This window comes from Cellulosilyticum sp. I15G10I2, assembly GCF_900095725.1.
In the GTDB taxonomy this organism is placed as follows: domain Bacteria; phylum Bacillota; class Clostridia; order Lachnospirales; family Cellulosilyticaceae; genus FMMP01.
The window spans coordinates 261,254-280,749 of the sequence record NZ_FMMP01000011.1 but is presented as its reverse complement, the minus strand read 5'-3'; the positions used below and the strand labels follow the sequence as shown (position 1 = coordinate 280,749).

General features: G+C 34.9%; 20 protein-coding genes. 1 reads left to right on the top strand and 19 read right to left on the bottom strand.

Annotated features, from left to right (window positions below; genetic code table 11):
- Positions 1-158: 158 nt before the first annotated feature.
- The 6 genes from BN3326_RS13345 to BN3326_RS13320 all read right to left on the bottom strand — a co-directional run bounded on the left by BN3326_RS13345 (position 159) and on the right by BN3326_RS13320 (position 5,244).
- Entirely contained in the window at positions 159-779 is a 621-nt protein-coding gene (locus tag BN3326_RS13345; RefSeq protein ID WP_069999735.1) for a DUF488 domain-containing protein, read from the bottom strand.
- Positions 780-800: 21 nt separating this feature from the next.
- Positions 801-1,541: an EcsC family protein gene (locus BN3326_RS13340; RefSeq protein WP_069999734.1), complete on the bottom strand. Its 741-nt coding sequence runs from the start codon at positions 1,539-1,541 to the stop codon at positions 801-803.
- Positions 1,542-1,587: 46 nt separating this feature from the next.
- Positions 1,588-2,694 carry a GIY-YIG nuclease family protein gene (locus BN3326_RS13335; protein ID WP_069999733.1) on the bottom strand — a complete coding sequence of 369 codons (1,107 nt, stop codon included), beginning with the start codon at positions 2,692-2,694 and terminating at the stop codon, positions 1,588-1,590.
- Positions 2,695-2,728: 34 nt separating this feature from the next.
- Positions 2,729-3,250 carry a dCTP deaminase gene (dcd, locus tag BN3326_RS13330; protein ID WP_069999732.1) on the bottom strand — a complete coding sequence of 174 codons (522 nt, stop codon included), beginning with the start codon at positions 3,248-3,250 and terminating at the stop codon, positions 2,729-2,731.
- A 172-nt stretch (positions 3,251-3,422) separates the two neighbouring features.
- Positions 3,423-4,730, bottom strand: a complete 1,308-nt coding sequence (locus tag BN3326_RS13325) for a DUF4179 domain-containing protein (protein WP_069999731.1) — start codon at positions 4,728-4,730, stop codon at positions 3,423-3,425.
- Entirely contained in the window at positions 4,717-5,244 is a 528-nt protein-coding gene (locus BN3326_RS13320) for an RNA polymerase sigma factor (protein WP_069999730.1), read from the bottom strand. The genes BN3326_RS13325 and BN3326_RS13320 overlap by 14 nt, the downstream gene beginning before the upstream one ends.
- 269 nt (positions 5,245-5,513) lie before the next feature.
- Here BN3326_RS13320 and BN3326_RS13315 point away from each other — a divergent pair, with 269 nt between their 5' ends.
- Positions 5,514-5,762 (top strand): HPr family phosphocarrier protein, encoded by a 249-nt coding sequence (locus tag BN3326_RS13315; RefSeq protein ID WP_069999729.1) that lies wholly within the window; start codon positions 5,514-5,516, stop codon positions 5,760-5,762.
- 120 nt (positions 5,763-5,882) lie between these two features.
- Here BN3326_RS13315 and arsB read toward each other — a convergent pair whose 3' ends face one another.
- The 13 genes from arsB to BN3326_RS13250 form a co-directional block, all read right to left on the bottom strand.
- Positions 5,883-6,941, bottom strand: a complete 1,059-nt coding sequence (gene arsB / locus BN3326_RS13310; RefSeq protein ID WP_069999728.1) for an ACR3 family arsenite efflux transporter — start codon at positions 6,939-6,941, stop codon at positions 5,883-5,885.
- A gap of 211 nt (positions 6,942-7,152) precedes the next feature.
- On the bottom strand, positions 7,153-8,793 hold the full coding sequence (locus BN3326_RS13305; protein WP_069999727.1) for an FAD-dependent oxidoreductase: 1,641 nt from the start codon (positions 8,791-8,793) through the stop codon (positions 7,153-7,155).
- A 61-nt stretch (positions 8,794-8,854) separates the two neighbouring features.
- Complete coding sequence (locus BN3326_RS13300) at positions 8,855-9,571, bottom strand: metallophosphoesterase family protein (protein WP_069999726.1); 717 nt, start codon at positions 9,569-9,571, stop codon at positions 8,855-8,857.
- Positions 9,553-11,298, bottom strand: a complete 1,746-nt coding sequence (gene arsA, locus BN3326_RS13295) for an arsenical pump-driving ATPase (protein ID WP_069999725.1) — start codon at positions 11,296-11,298, stop codon at positions 9,553-9,555. The genes BN3326_RS13300 and arsA overlap by 19 nt, the downstream gene beginning before the upstream one ends.
- Before the next feature lie 28 nt (positions 11,299-11,326).
- Positions 11,327-11,698: an arsenite efflux transporter metallochaperone ArsD gene (gene arsD / locus BN3326_RS13290; protein WP_069999724.1), complete on the bottom strand. Its 372-nt coding sequence runs from the start codon at positions 11,696-11,698 to the stop codon at positions 11,327-11,329.
- 16 nt (positions 11,699-11,714) lie between these two features.
- Positions 11,715-12,038, bottom strand: a complete 324-nt coding sequence (locus BN3326_RS13285) for an ArsR/SmtB family transcription factor (protein WP_069999723.1) — start codon at positions 12,036-12,038, stop codon at positions 11,715-11,717.
- A 213-nt stretch (positions 12,039-12,251) separates the two neighbouring features.
- Positions 12,252-13,010, bottom strand: coding sequence for a phosphate ABC transporter ATP-binding protein PstB (gene pstB / locus BN3326_RS13280; RefSeq protein ID WP_069999722.1), 759 nt, complete (start codon positions 13,008-13,010; stop codon positions 12,252-12,254).
- 32 nt (positions 13,011-13,042) lie between these two features.
- Complete coding sequence (pstA, locus tag BN3326_RS13275) at positions 13,043-13,891, bottom strand: phosphate ABC transporter permease PstA (protein ID WP_069999777.1); 849 nt, start codon at positions 13,889-13,891, stop codon at positions 13,043-13,045.
- A gap of 23 nt (positions 13,892-13,914) precedes the next feature.
- The gene (gene pstC, locus BN3326_RS13270; protein ID WP_069999721.1) at positions 13,915-14,817 is read right to left on the bottom strand and encodes a phosphate ABC transporter permease subunit PstC; all 903 of its coding nucleotides are present in this window, start codon (positions 14,815-14,817) and stop codon (positions 13,915-13,917) included.
- A gap of 125 nt (positions 14,818-14,942) precedes the next feature.
- A complete protein-coding gene (locus BN3326_RS13265) occupies positions 14,943-15,731 on the bottom strand; it encodes a metallophosphoesterase family protein (protein WP_069999720.1) in 789 nt (262 codons plus the stop codon).
- A 17-nt stretch (positions 15,732-15,748) separates the two neighbouring features.
- A complete protein-coding gene (locus BN3326_RS13260) occupies positions 15,749-17,845 on the bottom strand; it encodes a methyl-accepting chemotaxis protein (protein ID WP_171903833.1) in 2,097 nt (698 codons plus the stop codon).
- Between the two features lie 64 nt (positions 17,846-17,909).
- Entirely contained in the window at positions 17,910-18,908 is a 999-nt protein-coding gene (locus BN3326_RS13255) for a PstS family phosphate ABC transporter substrate-binding protein (RefSeq protein ID WP_069999718.1), read from the bottom strand.
- 135 nt (positions 18,909-19,043) lie between these two features.
- The gene (locus BN3326_RS13250; RefSeq protein ID WP_069999717.1) at positions 19,044-19,373 is read right to left on the bottom strand and encodes an ArsR/SmtB family transcription factor; all 330 of its coding nucleotides are present in this window, start codon (positions 19,371-19,373) and stop codon (positions 19,044-19,046) included.
- Between the last annotated feature and the right edge of the window lie 123 nt (positions 19,374-19,496).

Below are 19,496 nucleotides of genomic sequence, written 5' to 3'. Positions count from 1 at the left end.
TCCTTTTACCAATATTATATACCCCACCCCACCAGGGGGGTATATAATAATAATATCACACTATTAAGATCTGTCAATAGATATGATATATAAAAACCTTCTTTATCAGACAATTTTCTGAAATAGAAGGTTTGCTTGGCCACTTTCATATAAGACCTTTACTTTCTCTTAAGTTTTTCTACTCTATACCCAATTTCTTTATTACTTTGTCTATAGCACTCCCCAAGCATTTCTTCTCTTGATAACTCAGTGCCTAACAAAACATCTACAGTTATTTGATCCTTATTATAATAATACTTTTCTAAAAGCCTTTCTTCCAGATCTTCTTGAGATGCTAAGCTATAATCATCGCATATATGTTTTAAATTAAAGCCTTCTTCTTGTAAAGCTCTCCCCAATAAAATACACCTATGACAATTAATTGGATCTTGCATGGCGCCCATAAGGGCAATTCTATAGCCTTTTTTACACCCAGATTTTAATCGTTCTATCCCATTTAAAAAATCTTTATCATAGATGACTTTTTCAAAATCAGCATATCCATCGTTTTTATATAAACGCTTATCTTCCCTTTGAGCTGCAAATTCTTTGCCCATATAAATATATTTATAACCCTGATCAATGAGTGTTTGTCTTATAGTCTCTTTGTTAAACTGAATATTATACTTAGAATAGGGTGTACCTCTAATATCCACTATACAATTTATATGATAGTACCTTAGCATATCTATGAGCCTATCCACTGAATAATTAGAATGTCCTATTGTAAACAGATCCATATAACATCATCAACCTTTTATCTATAATTTTATATACTTTATTTGATCTTGTAATAACCTCAGATGATAGGCATACATTGCCGTAGTGCTTAACTGATTGATAAGCTTTGTATTCACGTAGGCACCAACTATTGCACCAATCCCTGGCACAAGCTGTAATAATTTTGCAAGATCGATATAGTCTCTATACTCCTGCTGAAATGTTCTCCAGTCAAATGAATTCATATCATAAGGCAGCGATTTTACATAACTGTCCCAATTCTTCATTATTTCAAGTACTTCCTGCATCTTAGGCTTACTCGCAAAAGCTAATCTAAAAATATATAAGATGTATAGTCTCTCCCTATAATCATTCGTATCAAAACCATAGACCGCCGCTATATCATAAAGAAACTTTATTTTAATACTAAGTAGCAACGGAAAATCCGCAAAGCCTAATAAAATACCTCCTGCTCCCGTCCCTATCCCTTCTGCCATTGCGACTTTACTATATAGCTTTGTTTTTTCTTTTAAAAAGTCATCTCTTTCAATAAGTGATAGATTTTTATAAGGTGTATGCGTAATATATTGAGAGCCTAATAATACCCCCTGCGTCATATGCTTTATAGACTCTGTCATAAATTGATGATATCTCTCAGGCAGCATTTGATTAAATTGATCTTGTACCTTTTTTGTTGTCTTATCCATAAAAGAAGGGCTGAGATACATTTTCTTCTGCCACTTCTTTAACGCTTTTTGAGCTCTATGATTATAACTATCCATGTACTATTCTCCCCGCTCTTATATAAATAAATTACCCGTTATTCTTCTATTGAAAATTTTTAAAAGCCTTATTTAGAAATTGATTGATTTGTCTTTTTTGAACTTTACCATAGTCGTTTTCTTCAATAACTTCGTAGCAGCTTTCGCGTTTTGTTTTAAGGTAATAATAAGTAATCATCGCTTCATCTACTTCGCCTTTTTCTAAATGTTTTTTTGACTGCAGCCTTTGCTTAAAGTACTTATCCCCTGCTTCTAAAATGGCTTTTTGAAGTATTTGTTTGTGTTCTTTCTGAACGGGGGCCGCTATCTCTTCAAAACACCTAGTATAGACAATCTGAGTACCTCTTAGTAAATAAAGTTTAAACCCTCCCCTGGGTATTTTCACTAAAGCAATACCTCTTCTATTATCTAGGCTAAATCCAATAGCCTCTTTTCTATAACCCAGCATTTTTAGAACTGCTATATACTCTCTATATTGAACAGCTTTTTCAAATTCAAGTCTTTCTGAGGCCATTTGCATTTTTTCTTCATAATAAGTTAAAATCTCCAAATCCTTGCCTTCTAAAAAATGCGCAGCTTCTTGAAGCCTGCTCTCATAATCTATAAGAATAGCTTTCTCTTCTTGACAAGGCCCTATACATCGTTTCATGCGATAGGCCAGACATTCTTTCTTCTGAACTCTTTTTTTGCATAAGGGCAGCTTATAGTAGCTATTTATTGCCTCTACCCCAATATTTAAGCGATAAGGTATATCATACGGGCCAAAATATTCACCAACGTCTCCTTTTTCAAAAGCAACATTTACGCGAGGCAGTTCTGCTTCTCGGTTAATTTCAATAAAACGATATCTTTTATCGTTTTTAAGTAAACTATTATAGATGGGCTTGAGCTCCTTTATAAGTTTGCATTCTAATAAAAGAGCATCTAGTTCCGTATCCGTTTCCTGATAATCAAAACTTACGATACTGGCTACCATTCTTTTCATTTTGTGCTTTTCATCTTTTATGGTTTTACCAAAATAAGAACTTACACGTTTTTTAAGTGCCTTAGATTTTCCAACGTAAATAATATTTCCCAGACTATCTCTCATCATGTAAATTCCTGGTAAGCTAGGTAATAGCTTTGCCTTCTGCTGCAACTCATCTATTGTCATTTTACACCTGCTTTATAGTGGCCTTAGTTTCATCCTATTTTTCAAAATCTTTATACATCAGACTTGGTTGAATACCCGTATTGTTTTGGTACTTTCCGCTAGCATATAGGTCATATTCCCCCTCTATACTATGGTAATAAATTTGACATATTTCTACATTTGGATAAATCCTAATAGGCTGAATACAAAAAATTTCAAGTGTCCAGTATCCTGCAAATCCAATATCTCCAAACCCTGCTGTAACGTGGATAAATAAACCCAATCTTCCTGTTGAAGATCTCCCCTCCAGCATAGGCACATACTTATTCGTACTGGTATATTCGTTTGTCCTTCCTAAATATAACTTATTAGGTTCTAATAACAGCCCCTCTTCGGGAATGATGATTTGCTGTGTTGGATTAGGCTTTTTCATATCTAAAGTGTGATTTTCATACACCAATAGCTCATTATGTAATGATAGATTGTAACTGTTAGGATTTATCTTATTTTTATCAAATGGCTTGATGAATATTTCTTTATCAATCTGCTTTAAAATTTCTTTCCCTGAAAGTATCATTATTATCTTCCTCTTTTCTCAATTCATTCTATTGTATTCAGATAAAACATCTTTTTCTGCTGTATCCATCTATTTATCTTCCTCTTAATTATATATCAAAATAAACCATAGTACATACCGAACTTAACATACTGCCTCAGTAAAAATTTATTGAGGCAGTATACTTTAGTATTTAATGAATAGGTATATCTATTACCTTATTATATGACTCAGCATAGGTCATTCTTTCAATACTAAGTTCATGATTCTTCCCTGTTCCAGCAAAGCGCATTGTCCTAGTATGCAGGATATTACCATCTTTTTGCTTAATCAAATCGTTTTCTATAGTTTCTTCAAGCTCCGTTTTATTACCATCTAAGCCTAGATATACTCTTGTAAGGGTTGTGCTTTCATTAGTCGTAATTGTAATGAAAGTACTTCCTTCTGATTCATAAATTTTATTTATTTCTATAGTTTGCCCTTGTATATTAATACTTTTATTTTTATCTAATTTATTTAAATTTATTAGTTTATTCACGTCATGATCTGCTGAAAAACTTTCTAGGTGTATCTCAAGCGAGTTTAGTTGCTGTGGCAAAGCATCAAATTCTTTACGAAACTTACTTCCTTTTGAACTTGTACTCATTCCTCCCCCTTGCAAGGTTATTTCTTTACCACTGGCAATGAGTTTGATCTCTATATTTTTAGGTCGTATCCGCTCCCCACTTAGTTGATCTTTTGCTAACTCAAAGATATTTTGCATTGATCCACTTATAACTGTGCGTGTAGGAGATGCAACAATAGATTCAAATCTCACCTTAGTCTGTTCAGCCTCAAATGTTTGATTAATAGCCTTTTTAAGGGTATATCCCATAGCTTTATCTCTATCTAATTTAAAAGTTATCTCCCCCTGTTCTACTATACCATTAACTATTAAATCAATCTTTAAATCTAATGTTTTTTCATAAAAGCTTGGAACTTCAAAACTTGAAATCCACTTTACTTCTTTATTTTCAATATCCATTTCTCCTTGTCCACTTTGCATATTATAGGTTCTTAAACTACCCTTAATAAAAAGACGTATTGGCATTTTGCTAGAATCAACCAAGTTGTCAGGATCTTTTATAGAATAAAAGGCCAGCAGTTGATTTTCATCAATCATAATCCCATCTAGCACTACTACCACACCATTCCTAAATGTATAGCTTTTTCCAATGACTTGACCTTTTCCGAGCTCATTAAGTTGTTGCAATGTACCATTCATAATGGTGTCATACCCCATAAGTTTCTTACCATAAAAAGCTAATGTATCAAAGTTATAACCTATTAATAAGACAATTAAGCAAGCGGCTGCAGTCTTTGTGAACCAACTATTTTGCCTTTGTTTCGCCCTGCTTTTGTCTTTCAATGCCTGGGTTAATCTTTCTTCTAATTCTATTGGCACTTCTATTACATCCATTTCTGTTTTTTTATCCTTTAACATTCTTTCAATCCCTTGCATGCTCTTCACCTCCTAAACATTCTTTTAATTTATTAAGACCTATGGCAATGCGAGATTTCACTGTCCCCAATGGTATTTTAAGTAAGTCAGCTATCGTTTTATAGTCTAAGTCTAAAAAATAACGGAGCCTAATGACTTCTTGATGCTTTTTATTTAATTGTGATAGATATTGTTCTAATAAAAGTCGATCCTCCTGCTGTGAAATAGCTGCATCATAAGCACCTTCTTCCGCACTCCCCAATGAGTTAATTTTGCTTTTGGCTTTTAAAAGCACTTTGCAGCGATTTACAAGAATGGTTTTACTCCAGCTATAAAATGCTTCTTCATTTCTAAGTCTATATATATTTTCGTATACAATGATTATCATATCTTGTATGGCATCCAAGGCATCTTCTTTATTTTTCATATATACATATGCAAGTTTATAGTAAGCCTCTTTTTGCAACATAACGAGCCTAACCAACGCTTCTTTGTCTCCTTGTTTGGCTTTCTTTATGACTTCCTCTACTTCCACTTTCCCACCTCTTTTCTTATCTAAGAGTATTCTAACCTATAAAAAGTTCATTTATAAAGGATAAAATTTATAATGCCTCTTAAACTGTTGGATCTCATCCATTTAACGGTTTAAATACTCTATATGTTATATATAGTATTTATGTGCTTCCCGTGATAAAGTATAAATGTAAATAAAAATCTTATAATGGTCTTTAATATGGATGGACCAATTAATAAAGCAGCTTACGCTTTGATTTATCAAAAAAGCAATAGAATAGGAGACATAACATGATTCACTTTACAGTAAAAGTACCATTCAAAGAAGGCCTTCATGCAAGACCAGCAGCAGAACTCGTTAATGTCTGCAAGACATCCGTCTCAGATATTACGCTGGCTAAAGATGAGTTTGAAATAAATCCCAAAAGTATCTTAGGGATACTTACACTTGCTGCTGGCCACGGCAATGAACTTAAGGTTGCAGTTAATGGTGAGGATGAAGAACTAATGGCCCAAAAGATTAAGGAGTTTTTTGCCTAGTAACGTATTCTACGTTAAAACTAACTTAAACTATCACCCAATCTACTCGTAAAAAAGAATCTGCATATCTATGTTTGATAGATATACAGATTCTTTTTTAAATCTATTTTTATCTGCTTTTTATTCCTGTGGGAAATGTCCTCTTGTATTATTAGCAATCCTAACAAGTGCCAGCATAACAGGTACTTCAACTAACACCCCAACGACTGTTGCAAGTGCAGCGCCTGATTGCAGTCCAAATAATGAGATTGCAACGGCAACAGCAAGTTCAAAGAAGTTACTTGCTCCTATCATTCCGGCTGGTGCAGCAACACTATGAGGCAGTTTCCAAAGCTTTGCCCAAATGTATGCAATCCCAAAGATAAAGAAAGTCTGAATCGTAAGTGGAATCGCAATAAGTACAATATGAAGTGGATTATTTAAAATAATATCACCTTGGAAAGAAAAGATAATAATAAGTGTTAAAAGTAGTCCAACGATTGTTACATTATCAAACTTCTTCAAAAAAGTATTTTGAAAATAATCAAGCCCTTTTTGCTTAATCATTAATGTTCTTGTTATATAACCAAATGCCAGTGGTATCACGACAAATAATACAGTTGATAAAACTAAAGTTTCAATAGGTACTATGACATTACTAACCCCCAATAAGAACGCCACAATTGGTGCAAAAGCTACCAGTATAATAAGGTCATTAACAGCAACCTGTACCAATGTATACGCGGGATCTCCTTTGGTTAAATGGCTCCATACAAATACCATTGCTGTACAAGGAGCTGCTCCTAATAATACTGCACCCGCAAGGTATTCTTTAGCTAAATCTGGCGCAATAAAGTTACTAAATACAACATAGAAAAAGAATGCTGCTATGGCATACATTGTAAACGGTTTAATCAGCCAGTTCGTTACACAAGTTACAACAAGCCCCTTTGGCTTTTTAGTTGCATTAACGATACTTGTAAAATCTATTTTAAGCATCATCGGATAAATCATCAGCCATATCAATATAGCTACCGGTATAGATACATTGTAATACTCAAAGTTACTAAGCGTATTCGGAATGATAGGTAAAAACTGTCCTATTAAAATCCCCACAATAATACACGCCGCAACCCACACTGTTAAATACTTTTCAAAAACACTCAAACCTTTTCCCTTAACCTCTTGATTTTCTGCCATAACAAATCTTCCTCCATCATTTTTTATGATTTAATTTTACATCTCAAATCCATCTCAAAAACATTCCCCATTTTACTTCATTCTAAAAGCCTATGCCTGATAGAATCCTAGCTTGGGTGGGGGGAATTTTTGGGGCGACTCGGGTTTGGCAGTGGGTAGGCGGGAGCCCCAAAAACTCCCTCCACCCAAGCGACCCTAGTGATAATACCCTTTACTCCCCCTTAGTCGCCTTATAAAACTTATGCCCCCCCGAAAGGTTATAAACCTCTTTAAAGCCTTCATTAATCAGTATATTTTGAGCTGCATTGCCCGTAACCCCTTTATTACAATAAGTAATCGTCGGAATTTCTTTATCCAGCTTCTTGATCTCTTCTCTAAGCTTACTGTGAGGCATATTGACTGCCGTATCCACACGGGCTTCTTCATACTGTTTACTCACCCTTGCATCTACGACCTGTACCTTTTCCCCTTTACTAATAAGTTCTCTAGCTTTTTTAGCTGTAATAATAGGTCTTCCCTTGCTTAGTGCATTATCAAGTATCATACCGGTATAATGAACAGGATCTTTAGTGGTTGAAAACGGCGGTGCATAAGCTAAGTCCAGATGAAAAAGTTCATCCACTTTAGCCCCATAAGTAATGAGCGTTGCAAAAACATCTATACGCTTATCCACACCCTCATAACCTATAATTTGTACACCTAATAGCTTCTGCGTTTTTTTATCAGCAATAGCCTTAATCACCATTTCTTTGCCCTGAAAATAAGAGGGTTTATCTGGCTTAATATTATGACAGATAACTATATCATACCCTTCTTGTAACGCTTCTTTTTCAGTAAGCCCCGTATTGGCAACCGTTAGGTCAAATAACTTAAAGATACCTGTACTTAAGTTGCCTCTATAACTTAATGAGCCTCCAGTTAGGGCGTCTCCTGCAATCCTTCCTGTCTTATTAGCAGTTGAACCAAGAGGTCTATAGACCGGTTTCCCTGTAATAACCGAAAAAGTTTCGATACAGTCTCCACAAGCATAAATATCCTTTACACTGGTTTTCATCTGATGATCAACCTTAATTGCCCCTGTTGCGCCAAGCACAATACCAGCTTCCTTAGCTAAAGTTACATTAGGTCTTACCCCTGCCGCCATAATTACCATGTCACTTGTTACTTCTGTCCCATCTTGTAAAATAACACTCTTCTCACTTATTGTAGTAATACTGTTATTTTTTAAGATGGTTATGTTCTTTTTAATTAAAGTATTCTCTAGAAAAGCTGCCATATCTTCATCAAGGTTTGGCGTTATTTTACTGTCTTTTTCAATGATGGTTACATCGATTCCCTCAGCCATAAGGTTTTCAAGCATCTCAAATCCAATAAATCCTGTTCCTGCAATAAGTGCACGTTGAGGCTTTTGTACTTCAATAAAATCTCTAATACTTCTTGCACTCTGTACATTTCGTAGAAAAAACACATGTTGATTCCCTCTGGCATTAACATGTGGCACAAAAGGTGTCGCCCCTGTTGCGATAACTAATTTATCATAATAATCTTCAAATGCTTCATTTGTTTGTATATTTTTAATCACTAATTTCTTCTCTTCGGGATTAATCTTGATAACCTCATGTCCCGTATGAATATCTATATTATATTTCTTCCTAAAAAACAAAGGGTCTCTCGGAGTAAGTTCTCCAATATCTTCTATTTCTCCACCAATATAGTACGGAAGCCCACATCCAGAATAAGAAATGTCTTGGTCTTTTTCATAAATCACAATCTCTGCCTTATCATTGTTTCTTCTAGCCTTCGCAGCCGCTGATGTCCCCGCTGCTACAGCTCCTATTACAAGTATTCGCATTCTCAAACCTCCCTTATAATCTAAAATATCTGTTGTAATAAATCAAATCCTTTTTAACATGTTAAAGTCCTCGTTTTAACATTGGTATCAATTCATCTGCTATCATTGGGTTTGCTTTAATCGCTTCAATAATGCTTTCTATCTCATAGTTCACTTCAATGATATCACTCTTCACAGTATCCCCTTCTATGGTTACAATAACATATGTAGCCTGAGAGCTTCCATGTTTAGGCTTACCTACTGAGCCTGCATTAATAAAATGCTTATTATCAATTATTTGATGATAAGGCTTATGGGTGTGCCCGCAGATAATGATGTCTTCCTCCACTTCTTTTGATAACTCAGTTAGTTTTTCTATGTCCTCGTATAAATATTCACCAATCATTCTAGGACTCCCATGTACAAGTAGTACCTTTAATCTGCCACTGCTTATTCTAAGCTGTCTTGGAAGATTTCTTAGATACGCTCTATTCTCTTTAGTAATTACCCAATTAGTAAAAGCTGCGGAAGCACTTTTTTGTACTTCTACGTCAGACATGTTACGAATCAACTCATCAGATACCTCCGCAGCCTGGGCAATCACCTTATCATGATTGCCCTGTATAACAAGTATTCTACTCGCTCTAATCTTCTCAATAACTTCATTAGGAAAAGGCATATAACCTACTAAATCTCCTGTCGAAATTATAAAATCAACCTGCTTATTTTCGATATCTTTTAAAACACTATCTAGTGCAAAGATATTACTATGCACATCTCCTATAACAGCAAATCGCATAGTTTATCCCCTTTAACATCCTCTGGTATCCACTCAATCATTGCAAAATTTCCTTTTGATATCTCACTTACTTTATTAATCCACTCTATTTCATTATCTGCTTTTGCACTTAAAATTTCATTAGTTGTCTTGGCAGCATAAAGACTTGCGTTAATAACCCACCATTTACTATGAATCCCGGCTCTGTCTAAATCTTTTTGAAGTCTATAAGCCTCATGAACTGGTGTTGTCTCAGCAAGGGTAACAATAATAACTTGCGTTTGTTTTTCATCTCGCAGTTTAGGAAGAAGTTTTCGAACCGACTCTGGAATATCGCCCGCAGATCTTTCAATCTCTTTATGATAACTTTGCGTCGAATCTAATAATAGAAGCGTATGCCCCGTTGGCGCTGTATCAATGACTACCACTTCATCTTCTGATCTTTCTACAATCTCTGCAAAAGCTCTAAATACTGCAATCTCCTGGGTACAAGGCGATCTTAAATCTTCCTCAACATATTCTAAGTCCGCTTCACTCATCGTCTCTCTTGCTTTTGCAAGTACTTGCTCTTTGTACTTTTCAAGTTCTTCCTTCTCATCAATACGACTAAGTGTAATCCCATCTCTTTCATCTAATACAAACTTTAAATGCGCTGCAGGATCAGTTGTTGTTAAATGGACCCTTTTGCCTTTCTGTGCCAGCCCTACGGCTATGGCAGCAGCTAGAGTTGTTTTGCCTACACCACCCTTACCCATTGTAAAAATAATCTTTTTATCACTGGCATATAGGTCTTCGATAACATCTTTTAATTTTGGCATTTGGTCAACTTTTAAAGTTTCAGTATGACGTTCCATAGCATCTTTATTTAAAAAGGCTCTTACATTTTCTATTCCTGTAACATTATAAGGTCTTAATGGAATTTTAAATTTTTCAATATGCTGCAAACCTTGCGGCATATTAAGAAGTGCCTTATTCTGTTTTTCATAGATTGCAGTTGAAAGCGTATCATCACGGGCTTCTAATACCCCATTAATCACTAATATTTGGTTATTGACCCCTATATCTTGAAGCTCTTTTGAAGCTCTTTCGGCTTCTTTTAAAGGCGAGGCTTCTGCCCTGGCAACAAGTACAAGTGTTGTCATATTACCATCAGCTAAAGTACTTACTGCCTTTTTATAAACTTCTTTTTTACTCTCAAGACCTGCAAGCTGCCCAAGACATGATGCCCCATGCTTATTTTCACTAATAAAGTTACTCCAAGCTGATGGCAGCTGAAGCATTCTTAACGTATGTCCTGTTGGTGCAGTATCAAAGATAATATGATCATATGCATCTTTGGCCTTTTCATCTGTAATAAAGTTTGAAAACTCATTAAAGGCTGCAATTTCAACAGTACATGAACCTGAAAGCTGCTCCTCCATATTTTTTAGAACAACATCTGGTAATTTACCGCGATAAGGCCCTACTACACTTTCTCTATACTCAGCAGCTGCTTCTTCTGGATCAAAATTAGCTACAACAAGTCCCGGAATCTCTTTGATGGCTATTCCTTTATTAGTTAATTCTGTATTAAAAACATCCTGTAGATTGGACGCCGGATCCGTACTAATCAGCATAATCTTTTTGCCTGCATCAGCAAGTGTAGCCGCTACTGCAGAAGCTGTTGATGTTTTACCTACACCGCCTTTTCCTGTAAAGAATAAATATTTTGTAAGCTTAATGTCTGATACATTGAAGTTTTTTAACATTGATATCCCTCTTTTCTATTTTAGCAGTTTAGCAGCTTCCATCTTTGCAGCCACATCGTCTTCTTTTAGCCGTTGCTTTAGCTTTAAGGTAATCTTCTGGTATGCCTAGCAGTTCGCAAAGTTCTTCGTTCGTTGGATAAGCTTTTATTTTGACAACAGTATCATCGACTAGTGTAACAGGGAGTTTTTCAACACCATCCTCAGTTAAAATTTGATTGATAACTTTATTGTCTAAAAACATTTGAGGATTACTGTTTAAGTTATATCGCTCTACTTCTATCCCTTTATTTTTAAGATTATTAAGCGCAGTAGAAATGCGTAATAATTCTGGATCAACTGAAGGCCCGCAAACCCCTGTAGAACAACACATTGCTGGTTCAAAAATAATCATCTTTTTCATAATCATTCACTCCTTTTCATTTACATCCACAATGGGATTTATCTTTACAAATACACTCATCTGTATCTGTTACTAAATTCATTAAAAATAACATCAGTTTATCACACTGGACACGATTCAGAGAATAATGGCTCCACAGCCCTTCTTTTCTGCAGCTTACAAGTCCGCACTCCATAAGTACCTTCATATGATGTGAAAGAGTAGGCTGGGTAAAATCAAACTCTTCCAGCAGATCACAAGCACACTTTTCTCCACAAGACAAGATATCAATAATCTTTAATCTATTGGGATCAGCTAATGCTTTAATAATTTTAGCATTTTCTTCATAATTCATCTTCATTCAGCCACCTCCTTATATAGATGTTCTTCTATCTATAATATAGATCATCTTCTATGTATTGTCAATATATCTTTATATCCTTTATATAAAATATCACAGTACATATATTATCTTCTATTTATAGTTATATTATGCATTTATATAATAATAGGTGAATCCACCTATTATTACAAAAAAATAAGGTGATTGGGCATTATCCCTTCCACCTTATTTTTATCCAAAACGTCCTGTTATATAATCCTCTGTCTTTTTGTGCGTTGAATGATTAAATATTTTTTTAGTTTCATCATACTCAATAAGCTCTCCTGATAAAAAGAATGCTGTTTTATCTGATATTCTCGCCGCTTGCTGCATATTATGGGTAACTATTACAACCGTATAGTCTTTTTTAAGCTCTGTAACTAAATCCTCTACTTTTAATGTTGAAATAGGATCAAGTGCCGATGTAGGTTCATCCATCAAAATCACCTCTGGCTGTATAGAAAGTGCTCTTGCAATACAAATACGCTGCTGCTGCCCTCCTGAAAAACTTAATGCATTTCTTTTAAGATAGTGGCTTACTTCATCCCAAATACATGCCTGCCGTAAACTTTTTTCTACAATCTCATCTAAGGCCGCTTTATTATTAATCCCATGGATTCTTGGACCATAAGCAATATTATCATACACACTCATCGGAAATGGGTTTGGTTTTTGAAAAACCATTCCAATTCGCGAACGCAACTTTATGATATCGAGATCTTCATAAATATTTTTGTTATCTAATAGAATAGTCCCCTCTATTCTTACTTCTTCAATTAAATCATTCATACGATTTAAGGTTCTTAAAAAAGTAGATTTGCCACACCCTGAAGGCCCTATAAAAGCAGTGATTTCTTTTTGCTGTATTGTCATATTAATATTTTGAAGTGCCTGTACCTCTCCATAATAGAAACTTAAATTTTTAACGTCAAACTTTGCAATTTTCTCCATAAGCCTCACCTTGTATAGTATAGTCTTTCTAGTTATTCTTCAGATCTTACCTGATATTTATTTCTGAGCAAAATAGCTAAGCCATTACTTGTTAAAAGCAGTGCAAGAAGGACAATAATTGCTGCTGCTGCAATACCTCTAAAATCAGCTTGTGGCCTTCCTGCCCACATATATATTTGAATCGGAAGGACTATAAATGAATCCATAGGACCTTTTGGCAATGTAGAAATATAACTAAATGCGCCTACCATTAAAAGCGGTGCTGTCTCTCCAAGTGCTCTTGAAATAGCAAAGATAATACCTGTTAGCATCCCAGGAAGTGCTGTGGGAACTACAATTTTTGTAATAGTTTGCCACTTAGTCGCTCCTAAGGCATATGAACCTGCTTTCATTGCAATCGAAACGGTTCTTATGGCTTCTTGAGAGGCTACAATAATAATAGGCAAAACAAGCAGTGACATCGTAAGTGCTCCTGATAAAATACTTCTTCCAAAGCCTAAAGTACGGACAAATATTGTGAGTCCAAGCATCCCATAAACAATAGAAGGTACACCCGCCAGATTAGCTATATTAATAACAATTAATTTTTTAAACCAATTATTTTTAGCATACTCCTCTAAATAAATAGCAGCTCCAATTCCTACAGGTATTGAAAACAGTGCTGTAAACCCAATAATCCACATACTGCCATACAAGGCTGGTTTAATTCCTGATTGATCTGGAAATCTAGAAGGGAAATTTTCAAAAAACACTTTTGTAAGCCATCTGAAACCATCTTTTGAAATATCATAAATCAGAATAAAGAGTATCATTATTCCAGCCAGCGTACATAATAAAAAAATAGCATGGGCAAGATCATTCATTTTTTTTCTTTTTTTCATTATTTTTTTACTATCTGGAATCATCATTTCATCGCCACCTCTCTTCTTCTTACAATATATCTTGAGAAAATATTCATTCCAAATGTAATTATAAATAACACCATACCTACGGCATATAGTGCGTAGTAGCTTCTTGTACCATGCTGAAGATCCCCTTTGCTCGCCTGCACAATAAATGCTGTTAGTGTCTGAACACTTTCAAGTGGATTAAGCGTTAAATTAGGTCTTGCGCCTGCTGCTAAAACGACAATCATCGTTTCTCCAATAGCCCTTGATACAGCTAGTACAAAAGACGCTACAATGCCTGATAGCGCACTAGGAATAACAATACCTTTTACGACTTCAAACTTGGTAGCTCCTAAAGCATACCCCCCATGTCTTAAAGCATTCGGTACACTCATCATAGCATCTTCACTAAGTGACGCTACAATCGGCATAATCATAATCCCCACCGCTATACTAGCACTGGCTGCATTGTAGATTTCTGTTCTTGGAATGAGCTTTTGAAGAAGCGGTGTAATATAAGTTAACGCGAAAAATCCATAGACAATAGAGGGAATCCCCGCCAATATTTCTAAAAATGGTTTTAAGATTTTTCTTATCGTTTTAGGTGCATATTCACTCAAATAAATAGCACTAAATAATCCAATAGGTATAGCTATAATAGCAGCCCCGACTGTAACAATAAGTGTTCCAGAAATCAGGGGCAAAACACCATATTTTGGATTCATAAACAGTGGTGTCCACTCAGTCCCAAATAAAAACTCAAAAACAGATACCTCTTTAAAAAACTCTATGGCATTAAAAGAAAGAGACAATACAATTGCTATGGTCGTAAAAATAGAAAGTACTGCACAAAAAAGCAATATGTTTTTTATAAATACCTCTGTATATTTTAGCCGTATATCTCTGCTTGGCGTTTTCATTCACTTACCCTCCTCATTATACTCAATCTCATAATCATATTTACATATCACAATTTAATGATACATTAGCATATTTTATAGTTCTTTTCAATAAATTATCTTTAATTATTGCACAAATAAATAGATTAAGTGCATTTTGGACTAATGCTGTATGTAGTATCTTCTCCACTACACTTGCAGTCTTTAACATGAGCCCCGCCATTTTTCAAGAACTCTGCAAAGTAATTGTCAAGCCCACTCTCTTCAATTTCTTTTATGACTTTTGCAACATCATAGGAAACCTTATGAATAACACCAGAGACGCTCCCATCTTCCACCCCTAGCACGATATAAGTGGCTCTGGCATCTCCATTTTTAGGCCTGCCTACGCTTCCAGCATTAATAATCGTTTTATTTCTGCCTGGTAGTGTAACACTATAAGGAAAGTGCGTATGTCCATATACATAAATATCCTGGGATACATAGTCTAATAAATCCATCAAACGTTCAGTGTCATTCTCATAGACATATTCACTAATAGAATCTGAGGTCGCATGAATAAGCAGCATTTTTTTATCGCCTACTTCAATTTCTAATTGTTCCGGCAACCCTCTTAAGAATTCTCTGTTTTTTTGCGTAGTATGGGTAATACTCCATTTCAGAGAATTAGCAGCATATTTTTTTGCATTAGCATCACTATTATAGCAGCCACAAGCTGGTAATAAGAATCCTACTGCTTCATCGTAATTTCCCATAATAGTAGGTATACGAAGGGATCTAATTGTTTCAATCACTTCATTAGGTCTTGGTCCATAGCCCACTAAGTCTCCTGTACAGAATATTTGATCACACTTTTGATCTTTTATATGTTTAAGAACTGCATTTAAAGCTTCAATATTGCCATGAATGTCCGAAATAATAGCAATTCTTTTCATTTCATATCACCTCATACTTAGTTTATATCATATTGAAATATCTTAATACAGCTTTGCAGATCATCTGCTAAATAATTAAGTTCTTCTGCATATTTTGTTACATGTTCGTTAATATCAACTTGTTGGATCGCCATATTTTTAATACGCAGTGAAGCATCAGCTGACCTTTCTGAAATAACATGTATAGCATTAATGGCGTGTACAATATCATCTTTTTCGATATCCATCTCTTGTAAGCTTTCTGTAATGAGTTCAACTTTTTGTGTAATTTCTTTTACAGATTGATCTACACTTATAAAAGCCTCCTGCGTTTCAAGAACTGCTCTATTTTGTTCTTCAACAGTGTGACCTGCCTCCTTGATATGTGCTACAGACTCTTCTGCTTTTTTATGAACATTTGATATAATGGTATGAATATCTTTTGCCTCAATCGTTGCTTGATTAGCCAGTTCTTTAATTTCATGGGCAACTACCGAAAAACCTCTGCCCGATTCTCCAGCCCGAGCTGCTTCTATTGCTGCATTAAGTGCTAATAAATTAGTCTTCTTAGCTATATTAGAAATTGTGTTTGCTATCTTATTAACCTCTATAATTTCATCGTTCAGCACACCAATAATCGTATCAATCATCTTTGTCATTTGGTAGCTGTCTTCTGATTTTTGCTTTAAAATATGCAATCTATGGGTTCCCTCGTCTATTCTCACATTCATTGCCCTTGTTGTATCTTTGATTTCTTCTGAAAAGTCTTTTACCTGTTTTATTCTTACTGCCATTTCCCCAATATTCTTTCTGGCATTTTTGGTTCCCTCAGCTTGATGACTCATCCCATCTGATATTTCACTGATGGTTTGGTGCGATTGATTACCAATAGCAAGCGCATTCTGTGAGGTTGCAAAAAGATTTTTGGATGCCCCCCCTACTTGTTTAGAAGCCTCTGCTATCTGATGAATAAGGTTTTTTAAATTTATAACCATCCCATCAAAACCACTCTTAAGCTCTACAATTTCAGTAGCCGCTCTTACACTTGGAGTCGTGTTAAGATTTCCTTTTTCAATCACTTTGATAATATTAAGTATCTTTTTAATAGGCTGAATAATCGTATTGGAAAATGTAATAGAAAGTATTACTGCTATAAATGTTATACCCAAAATAACAAATGTTATAAGTTTCCTAAAAGCTCTAGCGCCTTCTGTAAATTCATTATAATCCATATCTAGACCTATAATCCATGTGGTTAGGTTTGATGAACTGTATGCAACGGCTTTTTTAAGCTTATCTTCTGTAATAACCTTAAAATCTGCTGCTTGCTCCTTGGTACTTACCAAATAATCATCTAAATTCTTTATAAGACTTTCTTGATAAATCATCTCTTCCTTATTATGATATAAATATTTTCCATCTTGCTGAATAATATAAACAGAACCCGACTGGCCCATGGTAACAAAATTAATGCCTTCATTGAACTCACTTAAATTAAATAAAATAGTTACTGTTCCTAAAAAACCTGATAAGCTTCGTATAGGTCTTGATACAGGCAGCACAATGTGTCCTGTAGCTTGAGACTTAATGGCAAGCCCTATTAAAAGATCTTTAGTATTTTTAAGCACTTCAAAATCATCCATATTATGGTACAAGCTGTCTTTATACATATTGGCATACGGCGAACCCGCAATAATGATTTTCCCATCTTCTCCTGTTATAAAAATCGCTTCATAAAGTTCTTCAGATTGATTAACAACATTCTTTAGTGACATTAAAATATTGTTATATCTTGCAATATCATCTAGTTTTGCGTCTATATTATAGTCTTCCAGCGCCACCATAATATCCGATTGCGCCTGCAATACCTTCAGCAAATTATCTGCCCCCTCCATCTGCAGTTCAACATTCTGTGCAATCCCCTCAGCATAGGCAAGCATTATATTTCTTTTTTCTTCTTCTATATTACGAATAGTTTGACTATATATAATAAAACTGACAACGATTAACGGCGTAAGTGCAATCAGCAAAAAGATAGTGATCAGTTGAAATTTCAAAGATTTATTAATATTTTTATTAAGTTGTAAAGAAGGTAATTTGAGTTTGAGTTGTCTTTTGAATATTTTTAGATTCATGCCATACTCCTTGATTTTAAAAAGGATGTCTTGCATCAGACATCCTTTCCTGGGGATTAAACTACTATTTTAATAAATCTAGTTGTTTTGTATAATCTGCTTGCTCTAGTTCTACATAACCAACGTCTTTAATAACCTTAGTACCTTCACCTAAATAAAATCTTAAGAATTCTTTAACATGTTCTTGTTTTAATGACTCCTTATTAACATAGAGGAAAAGTGGTCTTGAAAGTGGTGCGTAAGAACCGTTCTTTATCGTTTCAAATGTAGGACCTACTGGGCCATTGCCGCCGTCTATCTGGAGAGCTTTTAGTACATCTTTGTTCTCCTCATAGTAAGAATATCCAAAGAATCCTAAGGCATATTTATCGCCTGCGATCCCTTGTACTAATACGTTATCGTCTTCACTTGGTGTAAAATCTGTTCTAACTGCACCTGACTTGCCATTAACAGCTTCTGTAAAGTAATCAAATGTGCCTGAATCAGTTCCTGGCGCATAAAGTTTAATGGTCTCATTAGGCCACTCTGGTCTAACGTCACTCCATTTTTTCACAGTACTTTCTGGTCCCCATATTGTATGAAGTTCTTCTATTGTCATACTCTCTACCCAATCATTAGCTGAGTTAACAACAATTGATAATCCATCATAAGCTATTTCAAGGTCTATGAATTCTATGCCATTTGCTTTAGCGTCTTCCTTTTCACCGTCTTTAATAGGTCTTGATGCATCATTCATATCTATTTCTCCAAGTGCAAACTTTTTAAATCCGCCACCTGTACCTGATACGCCAATAGGCACATTTACTTGTGGGTGAAGTTTTCTAAACTCTTCTGCTACTGCCTCTGTAATTGGAAATACAGTACTTGAACCATCAATAATAATATCCCCCGATAAGCTAGGTGCTGCATTAGTTTGTTCTGTCTGCGAATTTTCTTGTTTTTGTGTAGCTACTTCATTTGTTGGTTGTTGACTAGACGCATCTGATTCTGTTTTAGTCCCACAGCCTGTTAACAGCGTTAAAAGGACTGAACCTGCCAAAATCAATCTTATTATTTTTTTCATATCATTATCTCCTTCTTAAATTCAGTAGTACTTACATGTATCATTATATCATGATATGTTTTAACGTAAATATATTTTAGGTAAAGTCTATGTTAAGTTTAGATTAAGCCACAAAAAAAGCGATACTCGAATAACTCAGTATCGCATACATTGGTATTTTTCTTCTGATATGTCTGCCATCATCTTTTCTGCTAAAAGTAATATTTCTTTGGCACGTTCATCCTTAATACTATAATATACATATTTCCCATCTTGTCGGTCTATTAAAAGATCACATTCTCTCAAACACTTTAAATGGTTTGAAATACCTGATTGGCTGATGCCACTTGCCTCTACAAGTTCACTAACTGTTTTTTCACCTTCAAGCAAGCTATAAAAGATCATAAGCCTTGAGTAATCCGCAAAACCTTTAAACAGTTTGCTGAGCAATCTAATTTTAGAAAGCTTTGCTTCTGTATTTTCCATATTCCTATACCTTCCTCACATATTATCATACAATGATATTAACACATATCTATATTTATTAGCAATATCTTAGCTCTGTTCTTTACGGTTTAACCTTATTTTAACCTAAACTTCTCAAAATAA

Coding starts and splice junctions, on each gene's coding strand:
- BN3326_RS13345 (WP_069999735.1), bottom strand. CDS start 779: ATGGATCTGTTTACAATAGGACATTCTAATTATTCAGTGGATAGGCTC.
- BN3326_RS13340 (WP_069999734.1), bottom strand. CDS start 1,541: ATGGATAGTTATAATCATAGAGCTCAAAAAGCGTTAAAGAAGTGGCAG.
- BN3326_RS13335 (WP_069999733.1), bottom strand. CDS start 2,694: ATGACAATAGATGAGTTGCAGCAGAAGGCAAAGCTATTACCTAGCTTA.
- dcd (WP_069999732.1), bottom strand. CDS start 3,250: ATGATACTTTCAGGGAAAGAAATTTTAAAGCAGATTGATAAAGAAATA.
- BN3326_RS13325 (WP_069999731.1), bottom strand. CDS start 4,730: ATGCAAGGGATTGAAAGAATGTTAAAGGATAAAAAAACAGAAATGGAT.
- BN3326_RS13315 (WP_069999729.1), top strand. CDS start 5,514: ATGATTCACTTTACAGTAAAAGTACCATTCAAAGAAGGCCTTCATGCA.
- arsB (WP_069999728.1), bottom strand. CDS start 6,941: ATGGCAGAAAATCAAGAGGTTAAGGGAAAAGGTTTGAGTGTTTTTGAA.
- BN3326_RS13305 (WP_069999727.1), bottom strand. CDS start 8,793: ATGCGAATACTTGTAATAGGAGCTGTAGCAGCGGGGACATCAGCGGCT.
- BN3326_RS13300 (WP_069999726.1), bottom strand. CDS start 9,571: ATGCGATTTGCTGTTATAGGAGATGTGCATAGTAATATCTTTGCACTA.
- arsA (WP_069999725.1), bottom strand. CDS start 11,298: ATGTTAAAAAACTTCAATGTATCAGACATTAAGCTTACAAAATATTTA.
- arsD (WP_069999724.1), bottom strand. CDS start 11,698: ATGAAAAAGATGATTATTTTTGAACCAGCAATGTGTTGTTCTACAGGG.
- BN3326_RS13285 (WP_069999723.1), bottom strand. CDS start 12,038: ATGAAGATGAATTATGAAGAAAATGCTAAAATTATTAAAGCATTAGCT.
- pstB (WP_069999722.1), bottom strand. CDS start 13,010: ATGGAGAAAATTGCAAAGTTTGACGTTAAAAATTTAAGTTTCTATTAT.
- pstA (WP_069999777.1), bottom strand. CDS start 13,891: ATGAAAAAAAGAAAAAAAATGAATGATCTTGCCCATGCTATTTTTTTA.
- pstC (WP_069999721.1), bottom strand. CDS start 14,817: ATGAAAACGCCAAGCAGAGATATACGGCTAAAATATACAGAGGTATTT.
- BN3326_RS13265 (WP_069999720.1), bottom strand. CDS start 15,731: ATGAAAAGAATTGCTATTATTTCGGACATTCATGGCAATATTGAAGCT.
- BN3326_RS13260 (WP_171903833.1), bottom strand. CDS start 17,845: ATGAATCTAAAAATATTCAAAAGACAACTCAAACTCAAATTACCTTCT.
- BN3326_RS13255 (WP_069999718.1), bottom strand. CDS start 18,908: ATGAAAAAAATAATAAGATTGATTTTGGCAGGTTCAGTCCTTTTAACG.
- BN3326_RS13250 (WP_069999717.1), bottom strand. CDS start 19,373: ATGGAAAATACAGAAGCAAAGCTTTCTAAAATTAGATTGCTCAGCAAA.